Consider the following 13,845-nt stretch of genomic DNA (forward strand, 5'->3'; position numbering starts at 1 on the left):
AAGCTTAGGTGAGCCGTCGCGACCAGCGTCCCCGAACGGGCGACGCGACGGATCCCGCTGCCGCCAGACAGGTCGGGGGCCGCTGGCGCCTCCGCAACTGGCACCTGCGGACCAAGCTTTTCGTCGTCCTGCTGATCCCCGCGCTCGCCGTGATCGGGCTCGTGGGCCTGCGCGTGAGCACGGACCTGCGCGACGCCCAGCAACTCGCCGAGTTCGCTGCCCGTGGCCGCGTGGACAGCACCGTGGCCTCGGTCCTGCACCAGCTGCAGCGCGAGCGCGACGTCACGGTGCGCTTCGTCGCCGGCAACCGCCAGGGCGCCACCACCGACCTCACGGGCCAGCGCACACGCGTGGACCAGGCGATCGGCACGTTCGAGAAGACGCTCGCCGACAGCAAGCCGCGCCTGGACGCCGTCGCCGCCAGCAGCCTGCAGCAGAGTGACGACCGGCTGCGCGTGCTCAGCGGCCTGCGCTTCTCCGCCGAGCACTCCGCGTTCCCCGCCGACGCCGTGCTCCGCTCCTACAGCGAGCTGATCTCGGGCCTCCTCGACATCAGCGACATGGCCGCCGCCGACGTATCGGACCCCGATCTCGCCCGGCTTCGCCTCGCCGGCAACGCCCTCGCGCGGATCAAGGACCAGATGTCGGTCAAGCGCGCGATCATGTCCGAAGCGCTCGCCCAGGGCAGCCTCAACCGCGACCGCACGCGCGCACTGCTCGGCGCGGAAGCCGAGCTCAACGCCGCGCGCAACGACTACCGCACCTTCGCGACGCCCGACCAGCAGCGGATGTACGACGACACGGTGATCGGCCTCGTCGTCGACATCGGCAACGACCTGGTCGAGTCGGCGTTGACGCGGGCGGAGAACGGCCAGTCGCTGCAAGGCCTGGACCCGAACCAGTGGGACACCGCGGCGACCTACACCGTGAACCTCGCCCACCAGGTGCAGGAAGCGCTGCTCGTGCAGCTCCAGGAGCAGACCGATTCGCTCGCCGCGCGCGCCCGCACATCGACGATCTGGGACGGCGGCATCGTGCTCGCCGTGCTGCTCGTGGCCGGCATCCTGTCCGTGGTCATCGCGCGCTCGCTGCTACGGCCGCTGCGCGTGCTGCGGCGCACGGCGCTGGACGTGGCCGACCACCGGCTGCCCGAGGCTGTGCAACGCCTGCTCACCGATCCCGATCCCGCGCCGGAGAACCTGCGCCACCGCGCGGCCGTCGCGCCAGTGCCGGTGTTCACGCGCGAAGAGGTCGGCCAGGTGGCGCGCGCGTTCGACGCGGTCCACGGCGAGGCCGTGCGGCTGGCGGCGGAACAGGCGATGCTGCGCGAGAACGTCAACTCGATGTTCGTCAACCTCTCGCAGCGAAGCCAAGATCTCGTCGAACGTCAGCTGTCCGTGCTCGACCGCATGGAGGCCGGTGAGCAGGACCCGGACACGCTCGCGGGCCTGTTCGAGCTCGACCACCTCGCCACGCGCATGCGCCGCAACAGCGAGAACCTGCTGGTGCTCTCGGGCACCGACCTCGTGCGCGAGGACAGCGGACCGGTGGTGGCCGACGAGATCGTGGGCGCGGCACTGTCCGAAGTGGAGGATTACCAGCGCATCGAGCTCGGCCCCGCACCGACTCTCGCGGTGCGCGGCGAGGCCGTGAACGACCTCGTGCACGTGGTGTCCGAGCTGCTCGAAAACGCCACGCGCTACTCGTCGGAGCGGGCAGGCGTCACCGTCGAGAGCGCCGAAACCCCCGACGGCGGCTGGCGCATCGAGATCACCGACCGCGGCGCCGGCATGCCGCAGGCCGAGATCGACCGCACCAACGCGCGCCTGGCCAACCCGCCGGACGTCGACGTCGAGGTCTCGCGCCGGATGGGTCTCTACGTGGTCGCGACGCTCGCCCAGCGCCACCACATCGACGTCTCGCTGCGCCTGGCCGAAGGCACCGGCATCACCGCGACGGTGCTCGTGCCCGCCGAACTGATCGTCGACGCGCCGCCGCTGCCCGAGCCGCCCGCTCCCGGTGCCGCCGAACCCGAGCCGGCGCCGGAGCTGTTGCCGCCGTTGGCTCCGCTGGCCGCGGAGCCCGTGGTTGGCGAAAACGACCCCGAGCCGCCGGCGGAGGCGCCGATCGTTCCGGTGCTCGAGCCCGGCCCGCCGCGGCGCGCGCCGGTGGTGGAGAGCACGCCGCCGTGGCCGGCGCAGGAGGACCGCTCGCACCTCGACCTGGACGCCCCGACGGAACGGATGCCCGCTTACCGGGACGTGCTGTCGCGCTGGTTCGACGCGGCCGCGCCGCCGCCCCAGGGTCGCGCGCCGGCGCCGCCGGAACCGGTACCGGCGGCGGAACCCGTGGCACAACCGCAACCGTGGTCGGAACGCACGCCGGAACCAGTATCGGAACCTCCCGTGCCCGAACCGCCCGCGCGGCACGCCCGCACCGTGCCGGAACCGGGCGACCTCGAACCGGTGTTCCCGGTCGAGCAATTCCCCACCACCGACCCGGACGAGAGCCCGGCCCAGCCGGAGTGGCCGACCTCCGACGAGCTGGAGCAGGAGGACGGCGCCGAGGACACTTGGCCGTTCCTGCGCGTAGCCGAGGTCAAGAACGCAGTCGAAAAAGCAGGCGAAGACGGCATCGAGGCCGGCCCCGGGCAGGTGCCCGAGCAGCGGCCGATACTCTCGCTTTCCCCCGAAGCGGTGCGCGAGCGGATGACGAGCCTTCAAGGCGGGTTCAGGCGTGGCCGCCACACCCGGGGGGACGAGAACCCCGCGACCTGATCGAACGGATGCCCCATGAGCTCGAAGACCGCCCTGCTGGAAGTGATCGCGCTGGGTCCGGAAGACGCGCAGCGCGCTCAGGAAGGCGGGGCGGACCGGCTCGAGCTGGTCGCGGAAATGGCGCGGGACGGGCTCACTCCTGCGGAGCAGACCGTGCGCGACGTCCTCGCCGCCACCGACCTTCCGGTGCGCGTGATGCTGCGCGGCAGCGACGGTTTCGCCGCCGGTGACCTCGACGCCCTGCGCGCCGACGCCGCGAAGCTCCTGGCCGTCGGCGCGCGCGAGTTCGTGTTCGGCTTTCTCACCGACGACAACGAAATCGACGTCGACGCGTGCCGCTCGCTGCTGAAGGAGCTCGACGGAGCGCCGTGGACTTTCCACCGCGCCATCGACCGCGCGCGCGACCCGCTCGCCGCGTTCGACGTGCTCACCGAGCTCGGCTGCGACACGGTGCTCGCGGCCGGCAGCCCGCACGGCGTCGGCAGCGGGCTTTCCGTGCTGCAGCGGCTCGCGCGGCGCGCCGAAGGCCCTTCACTCCTCGTCGGGGGCGGTCTGCGCGCGCAGCAGGTGCACCTCCTGCGCGCCGGGGGAGTGCGGGGTTTTCACGTGGGCAGCGCGGTGCGTCCCGGTGGCTGGGAGTCCCCTGTGGACGCCGGCGCGGTTCGGGAGTGGGCTGACCTCGTCAAGAGCTGAGCTAGGGTGTGCAGAGGCCTCCCGCCCGGGTGGTGCTCAGCCAGGCAGGACAAGCCGAAGGCACGGGTCGTGGAGGCGAGTCAGAACGGAGAGCGTGACGACACCCCGCTGTCCCGTGCCTGGCGGCGGGTCAAGGACGAAGCACGCCTGCTCCACGTCGACGTCACGGTGGCGGCACTGTGCGACTCGGCCGTGGCCTGGCTCGGGGTCGCCGGGGCGTCCGTGCTGGTGAGCACCGGCCCGGGCCGGCAAGAGGTACGGGTGGCCACCGACGACCTCGCGGCTGTGCTCGCCGAGATCGAGGTGACCGTGGGCGAGGGGCCGGTCCGCAGTGCCCGAGAGCTGCAGTCTCCGGTGCTGGTGGGCGACTTCGACGCGGCCGAGCAGACGCGCCGCTGGCCGCTGTACGCGCCACTCGCCGTGCAGGCCGGGGTGCACGCGCAGTTCGTGCTGCCGCTGCGGGTGGGGCTCGTCGACGTGGGTACGGTCGTGTTCCACCGGAAGGCGCCCGTGCCGCTGGAGCCCGTGTTGCTGGCCGACGCACTGGCCTACGGTGAACTGATGCTCCTGCTCCTGCTTGACGAGCAGGGGGGAGTGGCGGGCGACGAACCCATGAACCTCTCGCTGCGAGCGGCACAGGTCCACCAGGCCACGGGCATGGTGGCGGCGCAGCTCGATATCGGTCTCGACGACGCCTTCGCCGCGCTGCGGGCGCGGGCGTTCGCGGAGCAGCGCCCCCTGTCGGAACTCGCCGCGGACGTGGTGAGCAGGCGGTTTCGGTTCGAGCTGGAAGGGGGAACCTGATGTATGTCGCGTTCTGTGTAGTGGGAGATGGTTCAGGTGGCTGAAGGGCAGCTGGTGGACACGTTCGTGGAACTGGCGGACACGCTCACCGACGACTTCGACGTGATCGACTTCCTCCACCTGCTCGCGGCTCGAAGCGTGTCGCTGCTCCCGGTCGACGCCGCGGGCATCCTGCTGGCGGGCCCAAGCGGTGGGTTGCAGCTGGTGGCGAGCTCCGACGAGCACGTGCGGCTCCTGGAGCTCTTCCAGCTGCAGCGCGACGAGGGTCCCTGCCTCGACGCGTTCCGGTCGCGCACCCCCGTGAGCGCGGCGGACCTCGGCCGTGACGACGCCGGCTGGCCGGCATTCGCCGCGGCCGCGCTCGGGCACGGCTTCCACGCGGTGCACGCGTTGCCGATGCGGCTGCGGTCCGACGTGATCGGCGCGCTCAATCTCTTCTCGGCGGCGCCGGGCGTGCTGTCGGAGGAAAACCTGCAGGTCGCGCGCGCGATGGTCGATGTCGCGACGATCGGCCTGCTGCAGGCCCGCACGATCCAGCAGCACGAGGTGCTCGTCGAGCAGCTGCAGACCGCGTTGAGCAGCAGGGTCGTGATCGAGCAGGCGAAGGGTTTCATCGCCGAGCGGCTGAACCTGGAGATGGACCAGGCGTTCGCGGTGCTGCGGGGGTACGCGCGGGGCAACAGCCGGAAGCTCAGCGTGGTGGCGGCTGAGGTGGTGAACCGGTCGGAGACCGTGCGGGACCTGTTCCGGATCCCTCCGACGCGCTGAAAACCGCCTCGTCAGTCATCCTTCTTCTTCGGCTCCGGTCGACCCCGCATCAGCCGGCGCAGCTTCGTCAACGCCCGGTGCTGGCTCACGCGCACGGCCACGGCGCTCGGCAACCCCAGCGCCGCGGCCGTTTCCTCGGCCGAGTAGCCGAGAACGACCCGCAACGTCAGCAGTTCACGCTGCTCGGGCGCAAGATGCTCCAGTAGCTCCTCGATCTGCAGCCGCGAGTCGGTCTGTGCGAACTCGTCGGGTCCGGGGCGGTCCTCGTCGCCGGCGTCGGCGTAGGGGTCGGCGCGGTTGCGGGAGCGGCGGCGGAACTCGTCGGCGACCTTGTGGCCCGCGATGCCGAAGACGAACGGCAGGAAGCTGTTCGGCTCGTACCGGTAGCGCGGCAGCTCCACGAGCACGGCGAGCAGCACCTCCTGCGCACAGTCCTCGGCGCCGCCGCCCAGGCCGAGCCGGCCGCGGCAGTAGCGGAGCACGACGGGCCGCAAGAATGCCACGAGCTCGGCCACCGCGGCGCCATCGCCCGCCACGGCAGCCGCGACGAGCCGGCTGTCCGGGCGCGGCGCCGGCGCGCGGTCGTCGGTGGCCATCCACATCGTTCCCAGGTCGAGCGGGCCGCCGCACCGAAGTGGTGCGGGGCGGGGGAGAGCACGCTCGACAACCGGGGGCTGGGGACGCTTCGCGAGTCTCCGACAGCCTGCTCCGAGGGGCCGGGATTGTCCATCGAACAAGCCCGGCGCATCGACGACGCGCGAAAACCGTGTCAGTGCAGCAGTGCAGCAGTGCCGCGGCCGGGGGTGACCGGATCAGGAACTTATCAGGAACCACCTCAAATCCGTCGAAAAGTGTATTACGGGAAATAGCACCATTTCAGGACAGCTCCGGCTAAAACCTGTCGAAATTACTCTCGTGAAACATAAACGGACTGTGAAAAGCTCAGCCAAAAGTAGGTTCCTCGGCGGCTTATGCTCCTTCCCGGGTCGAGGCACGGAGTGTTTCGGCCAGGTCCCCCACCGTTTGAGAGGAATTGCCATGCGCTTGCGCAAGCTCGTCGCCGCAGCGGTCCCGCTGCCGGCGTTGCTGTGCCTTTCCCTGGCCGGCGTGGCCCACGCCGATCCCTTGGTCACCATGGGCGCCAACACGGCGCCGCTCGCCTCGAGTGCCCGCAGTGGCGACGTCGACGCTGGTCAGCAGATCAACGCCGCCCTGTCGCTGAAGTTGCACAACCAGCAGGCCCTCCAGCAGTTTCTCTCCGACGTCCAGAACCCGGCCTCGCCGCAGTACCACCACTTCCTCACGCCGGAGCAATTCAACGCGGCATTCGGCCCAACGCCGGCCGACGTCGCGAAGGCCGTTTCATTCCTGAAACAAAACGGCGCGAAGGGAATCGAGGTTTCCGGTAACCGGCAGGCGATCACGTTCACCGGTTCGGCCGCGCAGCTCGAATCCACGTTCCACACCCGTCTCGGCAATTACACCGACACCACTACCGGCCGCAAGTTCTTCGCCAACGACTCCGCCCCCGCGCTGCCCGCCTCCGTTTCGTCGGTGGTGCAGGCCGTGGTCGGCCTCGACAACCACGCCGTGAAGGAGCACTCGGCGACCACCGCCGCTCCGAGGGTCGTGAAGGCCGTGACACCGAGCATCCTCAAGACCGCGTACTCCACCAGCGGTCTCTCGGCCACGGGCTCGGGCGTGAACGTCGGCTTCGTCGAGTTCGACGGCTACCGTAAGTCCGATATCACCAGCTACGACTCGAAGTACGGCCTGTCCGGCGGCAGTGTCACGACCGTGCCGGTCAGCGGCGCCAACTACGACTCCAACCCGGGCGATGGCGAGGTCGAGGTCGACCTGGATATCGAGGTCGTGCACGCGCTCGCGTCCCAGGTGAGCTCGTTCGTCTACGAGGCCCCGAACTCCAACGCCGGCGAGCTGGCGATGTACCAGAAGATCGCGTCGGACGCGCGGGTCAACGTCGTCTCCATCTCGTGGGGCTCGTGCGAGGCGGCCGAGGGTTCGTCGGCCGCCGGGAGCGTGAACAACGCCATCGCCTCCGGCACCGCCGAGGGCATCACCTACTTCGCCGCCGCGGGCGACGACGGCACCACCGACTGCGCCCGCCAGACCGGCAGCCTTTCGAAGGCCGTCGACTTCCCGGCCTCGAGCCCCAACGTCACCGGTGTCGGCGGCACCCAGCTCACCGTGACCTCGTCCAACACCTACAGCAGCGAGAAGGCCTGGAACGACGGCGCCTCGGCCGGCGCCGGCGGCGGCGGCATCTCGACGCTGTTCACCGCGCCGTCCTGGCAGTCGCACCAGAGCACCACGAAGCGCAAGGTCCCCGACGTCGCCGGTGACGCCGCTTCGGGCTCCGCATACACCATCGTCAGCGAGGGCAGCAGCGGCAACGTCTGGGGCACCTCCGGCGCCGCCCCGCTGTGGGCCGCCTTCGCCGCCCTGCAGAACCAGGTCCACGGCGGCTCGCTCGGCAATCTGAACCCGACCTTCTACAGCATCGGCAACGGTTCCTCGTACTCCACGGGTTTCCACGACGTGACCACGGGCAACAACACCTTCAACGGCACCACCGGTTTCAGCGCCGGCACGGGCTACGACCAGGTCACCGGTTGGGGCTCGTTCAAGGGCACCGGGCTTTCGGGTCTGATCGGCTGAGTTCTTCCTTCTTTTTCGTTGCGGCGGGGCCCTTTCCGGTTCGGGAAGGGCCCCGCTTCGGTGTTTGCGGCGGGCGACACCGTTCCCGAACCTGGCGGACGAAACTGTCGGTTCCCGGTGACACAGTGCACTCATGTCGACACTGATCGCGACGCCCCGGGCGAGAGCCCTGGGGTTCTCCTTGCGCACCGCTCGCGAGGAACGCCGCATGGGCCTGCGCGAGCGGGCCAGATTGGTCCACCTCTCGCCGGGTCACCTGCGCAATGGGGAAGTGGGGATCCGGGTCCCCAAGGAGTCCGAAGTCGGGGCGCTGGCGGGTTGCCTGCGTTTGACGGTGGAGGAACGCGAGCGGTTGGTGCTGCTGGCGCGTCATGCTCGGGAGCCGAATTGGCTGGAGAGCGTGGTTCCTGGTGCGCCGGCACCGGCCGCGACGTACGCCGAGTGCGAACGCACGGCGACCCGTCTGTTCGACGGGAGCCGCTACTGATTCCCGGTCTGTTCCAGACCGGCGACTACGTGCGCGCCTGCTTGGGTCGCCAAAAGGGAATCTCGAAGGATGATGTCGAGGTCGCGGTGCTGATCCGCATGGCTCGGCGCGATGTTCTCTCCCGAGTCGAGCAGTTCACCGCGATAATCGGCGAGGCTGCACTTCGCCAGAACATCGGCGACTCTGCGATCATGGTCGACCAGCTGCACCACCTACTGGCGGTAGGCCGGCGCCGCAACATCGCGGTTCGGATTGTTCCGCGTGGGCTAGGTTTCCACGCCGGGTTGCACGGATGCTTCGTCCTTCTCGACTACGAGAGCTTGCCCTCGATCGTGCACGTGGAAGAGTTTCGAGGCGGCGCCTACTTGTACGGTGAGGCTGATGTGGCCGCGTACCGCGTCGCCACGAAACAGCTGGCGGAGCTGGCCCTGGGCGAGCAGGAGAGCGTCGAGTTCATCCAGGGGGTGCTCGCCGAACTGGAGGCCTGAAGATGCTCGGCAGTGCGTGGCGCAAGTCCAGCTACACCAACACGGGCCAATGCGTCGAGGTTGCGCTGCAGTGGCAGAAGTCCAGTTACTCGCAAGAGCGTCAATGCGTCGAGGTTTTGCTGAGTAGGGTTGTGCGTGTGCGGGACACCAAGGACCGCCGCGGTGGCGAGCTCGCTGTTCCGCCTGCTGCTTGGGCTGAACTCGTCCGAAAGATCGGCTGAGCCCCGACCGCGGCCGGTTGTCCACAGCGGCCCGGAGTTGTGGACAACTCGCAGCCACAACGGCTTGCGGCCCGGTTCTGTCGGTGGTGGCCGATAGGATGGACATGGGCGCGCCCCCCTGGGAAGGGCGGGGGTTTGTGTCGGCGGGCGGGCTGCCCCCGGTGCAAGAAAATGCCTGTGAAGTCCTAAAAACAAAGGCGGCGCATGACTTCCACCCGGCGAGACGGAGACACCTGGGACCTCGCGTCCAGCGTTGGTGCGACGGCGACGATGGCCGCGGCGGCGAGGGCGATCGCGACGCGCGAGCGCAGCGCGCTGTTCGCCGATCCGTTCGCCGAGCCGCTCGTGCGGGCGGTGGGCATCGACCTGCTGACGCGGCTGGCGAGTGGGGAAGAGCCGCCGGGAGACTTGGTGGGGCGGGTGGCGATCGAGGTTGCCAAGGTGCGCGGGAAGTTCTACGACGATTTCTTCCGAGAAGCGGCCAAAGCAGGCATCCGGCAGGCCGTGATCCTGGCCGCGGGACTGGATTCCCGTGCCTACCGGCTGCCGTGGCCGGAAGGGACCGTCGTGTACGAGCTCGACCAGCCCGACGTCATCGAGTTCAAGACCCGCGCCCTGCGTGGACTCAACGCGGAGCCGACCGCGCAGCGCCGGGTCGTCGGGATTGATCTGCGTGGGGATTGGCCGGCTGCACTGAAGGCCAACGGGTTCGAGCCGACCGAAAAGACCGCGTGGAGTGCCGAAGGGCTGCTGGGGTACCTGCCGCCGGAGGCGCAGGATCGGCTGCTGGACACCATCACCGAGCTCAGCGCGCCGGGCAGCCGCGTGGCCACCGAGAGCCGGTCCAATCCGAAGCCGGGTGAAGAGGAGAAAACCAAGGCGGGCCTGAACCGGATCGCGGAACGCTGGCGGGAGCAGGGTTTCGACACGGACATGGCGAAGGTCCGCTACTACGGCGAGCGCAACGAAGCGGCGCCCTACCTCACCGGCCTCGGCTGGGAGCTGAGTGGCGCCACCATCGCGGAGCTGCTGTCCGCCAACGGCCTGCCGCTGGAAGACGACTCGCTGCGCCTGAGCGACGTGCGCTACGTGAGCGGCACCAATGTTCACTCGGGTGGGTGAGACAACCAGCCGGGAGCCGGGATAGCCTCCGGATCATGCGCACGATTCGCGACGCCACGCGGGAACTGCTCCGGAACCTCGGCCTGACCACGGTGTTCGGCAACCCCGGCACCACGGAGATCGCGTTCCTGACCGAGTGGCCCGACGACTTCACCTACGTCCTCGGGCTGCAGGAGTCGGCCGTCGTGGCGATGGCGGACGGCTACGCGCAGGCGACGCGCAAGCCGGTGCTCGTGAACCTGCACTCGGCCGGTGGCGTGGGCCATTCGCTGGGCCACGTGTTCACCGCCTTCCGCGACCGGGCGCCGCTGATCGTGCTGGCGGGGCAGCAGACGCGCTCGCTGCTGCCGGACGAGCCGTTCCTGGGGGCCGTCGAAGCGGCGAACTTCCCGAAGCCCTACGTGAAGTGGAGCATCGAGCCGGCGCGGGCGCAGGATGTGCCGGCCGCGATCGCGCACGCGTACTACATCGCGACGCAGGCGCCGCAGGGGCCGGTGTTCGTCTCCGTGCCCGTGGACGACTGGGACGCCGAGGCGACCATGCCGCTGCCCGCCGGAAGGCGGACACAGAGCTTCGCACCCGACCCCGAAGCTCTCCGAGAACTGGCGAACGCCCTGGACCACGCGGAAAACCCGGCGCTGGTCGTCGGCGCCAGCGTGGACGGGGACGGCGCGGTGCCGGATGTGGTCGCGCTTGCCGAGAAGCTGATGGCCGGGGTTTGGGCCGCGCCGATGTCGTCGCGCTGCTCGTTCCCCGAGGACCACGACCTGTTCCTCGGCTTCCTGCAGCCCGAGCGCAAGGCGGTGGCCGAGGCGCTGCGCGAGCACGACGTGGTGGTGGTCTTGGGCGCGCCCGCGTTCACCTACCACGTGTACCGCGGCGAGCCGGAGGAGCCGTTGCCGCCGCTGTACCTCGTGAGCGACGACGAGCAGATCCTCGCCCGCGCGGGCAACGGCACCGGCATCCGCTCCACGCCGAAGCTCGCCATCCAGGCCCTCACCGGCAGCGTCACCGCGAAGAGCCGCGAAACCCCCGCCCCCCGAGCAAAGCCCGCCAAGCCCGCCGAAACCACGCCGATCTCGCCGGACTTCGCCTACGCCACCGTCGCGGATCTCCTGCCGGACAACGCGATCGTCGTCGAGGAGACGCCGAGCCACCGCAACTGCCTCCACGACCACCTGCCGATCACCGCCACCGACACGGGGTTCCTCACCGTCGCGAGTGGCACGCTCGGTTACGGCCTCCCGGCGGCCGTCGGCGCGGCGCTGGGGCGGCCCGACCGCAAGGTCGTCGCGATCCTCGGCGACGGCTCCAGCATGTACTGCGTGCAGGCACTGTGGACGGCCGCGCGCGAAAACGTGCCGGTCACCTTCGTAGTGCTGGACAACGCGCAGTACGCGGCCGTGCGGATCCTCGGCGAATCGGCCGGTGGCAAGAAGGTGCCGGGCACCGAGCTCGGCGGCATCGACTTCGCGCAACTCGCGCAAAGCATGGGCGTGCCGGCGCGGACTGTCGAAAAGGGCGCCGACTTGCGTGACGCGCTCGCAGAAGCCCTCGCCGAAAACGGTCCCGCGCTCGTGCACGTCAAGGTGGACCCGAACCCGCAGAAACTGTATTGATCTTCGCGATTGACCCGACCGGGTGACGCTGTTTGGATGACCGGGTGCAGCCTCTACTGACTCCCGGACAGCAGGAACTTGTCGCACAGGCCGGCAAGCTCGCCGACGTCTTCGCCGAGCGCGCCGGCCTGCACGACCGCGAGAACTCCTTCCCCCACGAGAACTACGACGACCTGCGGGAAGCGGGCTTCCTGCGCCTGTCCGTGCCGGAGGAGCTGGGTGGCTTCGGCGCGGGCCTGCCGGAGATCCTGCCCGTGCTGGAACGCCTGGCGATGGGCGACGGCGCCACCGCGCTGGCGTTCACGATGCACCTCTCGCCGCTGGGGCAATGGGCGAGCGTGTGGCGGCGCACGCAGTCGCCGCGCCTGGCCGAGCTGCTCACGAAAGCCGCCGAGGGCACGCTGATCTGGGCGTCGGTGACCAGCGAAACGGGCCTGCGCAACGACATGACGGACTCGAACACCGAGGCCGTCCGCGTCGAGGGCGGTTTCGAGCTCTCGGGCCGCAAGAGCTTCGCCACCAACACGGCCGTGGCCACGCACTGCTCCACCACCGCGCGTTACGAGGACGCCGACGGCGGCCCGCGGCTGCTGCTGTGCCAGATCGCGCTTGACCAGCCCGGGGTCCGGGTTCACCAGACCTGGGACACCATGGGAATGCGCGGCACGCAGAGCAACGATGTCGAGCTCACCAAGGTGTTCGTCGAGGACAGCGCCGTCGTCCACTCGCTGCCGGTGAAGCACCTCGACGCCCGGGTGCTGGAAACCGTGTGGTCCTGGGCGATGCCGGCCTTCTCGGCCGTCTACACGGGAGTCGCGGCCGGTGCGCTCGACTGGACCGTGCAGTCGCTGCGCAAGCGGGGCAAGACGGGCGATCCGGTGCTGCAGGACGTGATCGGCGAGTGCCAGATCCTGCTGGAGAGCTCGCGGGCGCTCATCCGCAGCCACGCCGAGGACGTGATGTCCCGTCGCCTCTTCACGGGCGACGTGCAGGACGGAGTGGCCCGCTGCGCCGTCGTGAAGTACGTGGCGGCCAACAACGCCGTGCAGGTGATGCAGCGCCTCGTCGACGTGCTGGGCGGCATGTCGTACACGAAGAAGCTGCCGTTCGAGCGGATGTGGCGCGACGTGCAGGCGAGCACGTTCATGCCGATGGGCAACCTCGCCACGCGCAAGCTGGTGGGCGCCAACGTGCTCGGCGTGCGGACGCTGCCGGAGATCGGCCCCGACGAGACCGGCCCGGACTCCCGAGCCAAGGCCTGAGACACGAAAACGGGCCACCCGGCGTGGGTGCCCCGTTTTCGTAGTGCCTTGAACGACCTCAGCTCTTGGCTTCGGCCTTCACCGCGGCCTCTTCCGCGACCTCGGACTCCACCAGCTCACGCTCCGCTTCATCCGCCACCGCCGCCGAAGCCGGCCCGTGCAGCAACCGAGCCACCTCACCACGCAGCGTCACGAACTCGGAAGACTCCCGCGTCGTGATCTGGTCCCGCTCCGCCGGCAGGTCCACGGGCAGGTCCGCGACGATCGAGGCGGGCGACTTCGACAGCACGAGCACCCGGTCACCCAGGTACACGCTCTCGTCGATGTCGTGCGTCACCAGCAGCACCGTGGTGCCCTGCTCACGCTGGACACGCCGCAGCAGGTCCTCCAGCTCGAAGCGCGTCTGCGCGTCGACGGAGGCGAACGGCTCGTCCATGATCAGCAGCGCCGGACGCGAAGCCAGCGCCCGCGCGATCGACACGCGCTGCTGCATGCCGCCCGAAAGCTGCCACGGGAACTTCGCCCCGACCCCGTCCAGACCGACGGCCTCGAGCGCCGCATCAGCCCGCTTGCGCCGCTCGGCCTTGTCGAGTTTGGTCCAGCGCAGGGGGAACTCGACGTTCTTCGCCACCGTCAGCCAAGGGAACAGCGAGCGGCTGTAGTCCTGGAACACCACGGCGAGGTCGTCGGGCACACCGGTCACCAGGTCGCCGTGCAGGCTCACCGTGCCCGACGTCGGCGGCACCAGGCCCGCGATCGCGCGCAGCAGCGTCGACTTGCCGCACCCCGAAGGGCCGACGATGCACGCCAGCTGGCCGGCCTCGACGGTGAACGACAGGGCGTTCACGGCGACGTGCGCCTTGTCGCCCGTGCCGTAGCGGTGGCTGAGGTCGGAGACCTCGAGCATGGTCGACATTCTGACTAC

Annotated in this window: 13 protein-coding genes; 11 read left to right on the top strand and 2 right to left on the bottom strand. The window is 69.8% G+C overall.

The features are described from left to right. Positions 1-8 precede the first annotated feature (8 nt). The 4 genes from AB0F91_RS00580 to AB0F91_RS00595 all read left to right on the top strand — a co-directional run bounded on the left by AB0F91_RS00580 (position 9) and on the right by AB0F91_RS00595 (position 5,042). Positions 9-2,777, top strand: a complete 2,769-nt coding sequence (locus AB0F91_RS00580) for a nitrate- and nitrite sensing domain-containing protein (RefSeq protein WP_360593529.1) — start codon at positions 9-11, stop codon at positions 2,775-2,777. A gap of 15 nt (positions 2,778-2,792) precedes the next feature. Continuing rightward, entirely contained in the window at positions 2,793-3,470 is a 678-nt protein-coding gene (locus AB0F91_RS00585; protein WP_360593531.1) for a copper homeostasis protein CutC, read from the top strand. Between the two features lie 69 nt (positions 3,471-3,539). Further along, positions 3,540-4,274 carry an ANTAR domain-containing protein gene (locus tag AB0F91_RS00590; RefSeq protein ID WP_360593532.1) on the top strand — a complete coding sequence of 245 codons (735 nt, stop codon included), beginning with the start codon at positions 3,540-3,542 and terminating at the stop codon, positions 4,272-4,274. Between the two features lie 27 nt (positions 4,275-4,301). Continuing rightward, the gene (locus tag AB0F91_RS00595) at positions 4,302-5,042 is read left to right on the top strand and encodes a GAF and ANTAR domain-containing protein (RefSeq protein ID WP_360593534.1); all 741 of its coding nucleotides are present in this window, start codon (positions 4,302-4,304) and stop codon (positions 5,040-5,042) included. Positions 5,043-5,053: 11 nt separating this feature from the next. Here the strand turns inward: AB0F91_RS00595 and AB0F91_RS00600 are convergent, their stop codons facing one another. Then, positions 5,054-5,638: a sigma-70 family RNA polymerase sigma factor gene (locus AB0F91_RS00600; protein WP_360593536.1), complete on the bottom strand. Its 585-nt coding sequence runs from the start codon at positions 5,636-5,638 to the stop codon at positions 5,054-5,056. A 442-nt stretch (positions 5,639-6,080) separates the two neighbouring features. On the opposite strand from AB0F91_RS00600, the gene AB0F91_RS00605 reads away from it, so the two are divergent. The 7 genes from AB0F91_RS00605 to AB0F91_RS00635 all read left to right on the top strand — a co-directional run bounded on the left by AB0F91_RS00605 (position 6,081) and on the right by AB0F91_RS00635 (position 12,920). Beyond that, positions 6,081-7,721 (top strand): S53 family serine peptidase, encoded by a 1,641-nt coding sequence (locus tag AB0F91_RS00605; protein ID WP_360593537.1) that lies wholly within the window; start codon positions 6,081-6,083, stop codon positions 7,719-7,721. 133 nt (positions 7,722-7,854) lie between these two features. Further along, complete coding sequence (locus AB0F91_RS00610) at positions 7,855-8,208, top strand: helix-turn-helix transcriptional regulator (protein WP_360593539.1); 354 nt, start codon at positions 7,855-7,857, stop codon at positions 8,206-8,208. Continuing rightward, complete coding sequence (locus AB0F91_RS00615; RefSeq protein WP_360593541.1) at positions 8,163-8,696, top strand: DUF5753 domain-containing protein; 534 nt, start codon at positions 8,163-8,165, stop codon at positions 8,694-8,696. Before AB0F91_RS00610 ends, AB0F91_RS00615 begins: the two co-directional genes overlap by 46 nt. 2 nt (positions 8,697-8,698) lie before the next feature. Continuing rightward, positions 8,699-8,917 (top strand): DUF397 domain-containing protein, encoded by a 219-nt coding sequence (locus tag AB0F91_RS00620; RefSeq protein ID WP_360593542.1) that lies wholly within the window; start codon positions 8,699-8,701, stop codon positions 8,915-8,917. Between the two features lie 204 nt (positions 8,918-9,121). Then, positions 9,122-10,039 carry a class I SAM-dependent methyltransferase gene (locus AB0F91_RS00625; protein ID WP_360593544.1) on the top strand — a complete coding sequence of 306 codons (918 nt, stop codon included), beginning with the start codon at positions 9,122-9,124 and terminating at the stop codon, positions 10,037-10,039. Positions 10,040-10,074: 35 nt separating this feature from the next. Continuing rightward, positions 10,075-11,658, top strand: coding sequence for a benzoylformate decarboxylase (mdlC, locus tag AB0F91_RS00630; protein WP_360593546.1), 1,584 nt, complete (start codon positions 10,075-10,077; stop codon positions 11,656-11,658). A 44-nt stretch (positions 11,659-11,702) separates the two neighbouring features. Beyond that, entirely contained in the window at positions 11,703-12,920 is a 1,218-nt protein-coding gene (locus tag AB0F91_RS00635; RefSeq protein WP_360593547.1) for an acyl-CoA dehydrogenase family protein, read from the top strand. 58 nt (positions 12,921-12,978) lie between these two features. Here the strand turns inward: AB0F91_RS00635 and AB0F91_RS00640 are convergent, their stop codons facing one another. Beyond that, complete coding sequence (locus tag AB0F91_RS00640; RefSeq protein ID WP_360593548.1) at positions 12,979-13,836, bottom strand: ABC transporter ATP-binding protein; 858 nt, start codon at positions 13,834-13,836, stop codon at positions 12,979-12,981. Positions 13,837-13,845: the final 9 nt, after the last annotated feature.

The sequence above is a fragment of the Amycolatopsis sp. NPDC023774 genome (assembly GCF_040639695.1).
GTDB lineage: Bacteria > Actinomycetota > Actinomycetes > Mycobacteriales > Pseudonocardiaceae > Amycolatopsis.

What these genes read in the sequence shown, in the direction of transcription:
- AB0F91_RS00585 (WP_360593531.1), top strand. Translation starts at nt 2,793, where the DNA reads ATGAGCTCGAAGACCGCCCTGCTGGAAGTGATCGCGCTGGGTCCGGAA.
- AB0F91_RS00595 (WP_360593534.1), top strand. Translation starts at nt 4,302, where the DNA reads ATGGTTCAGGTGGCTGAAGGGCAGCTGGTGGACACGTTCGTGGAACTG.
- AB0F91_RS00600 (WP_360593536.1), bottom strand. Translation starts at nt 5,638, where the DNA reads ATGGCCACCGACGACCGCGCGCCGGCGCCGCGCCCGGACAGCCGGCTC.
- AB0F91_RS00605 (WP_360593537.1), top strand. Translation starts at nt 6,081, where the DNA reads ATGCGCTTGCGCAAGCTCGTCGCCGCAGCGGTCCCGCTGCCGGCGTTG.
- AB0F91_RS00610 (WP_360593539.1), top strand. Translation starts at nt 7,855, where the DNA reads ATGTCGACACTGATCGCGACGCCCCGGGCGAGAGCCCTGGGGTTCTCC.
- AB0F91_RS00620 (WP_360593542.1), top strand. Translation starts at nt 8,699, where the DNA reads ATGCTCGGCAGTGCGTGGCGCAAGTCCAGCTACACCAACACGGGCCAA.
- AB0F91_RS00625 (WP_360593544.1), top strand. Translation starts at nt 9,122, where the DNA reads ATGACTTCCACCCGGCGAGACGGAGACACCTGGGACCTCGCGTCCAGC.
- mdlC (WP_360593546.1), top strand. Translation starts at nt 10,075, where the DNA reads ATGCGCACGATTCGCGACGCCACGCGGGAACTGCTCCGGAACCTCGGC.
- AB0F91_RS00640 (WP_360593548.1), bottom strand. Translation starts at nt 13,836, where the DNA reads ATGTCGACCATGCTCGAGGTCTCCGACCTCAGCCACCGCTACGGCACG.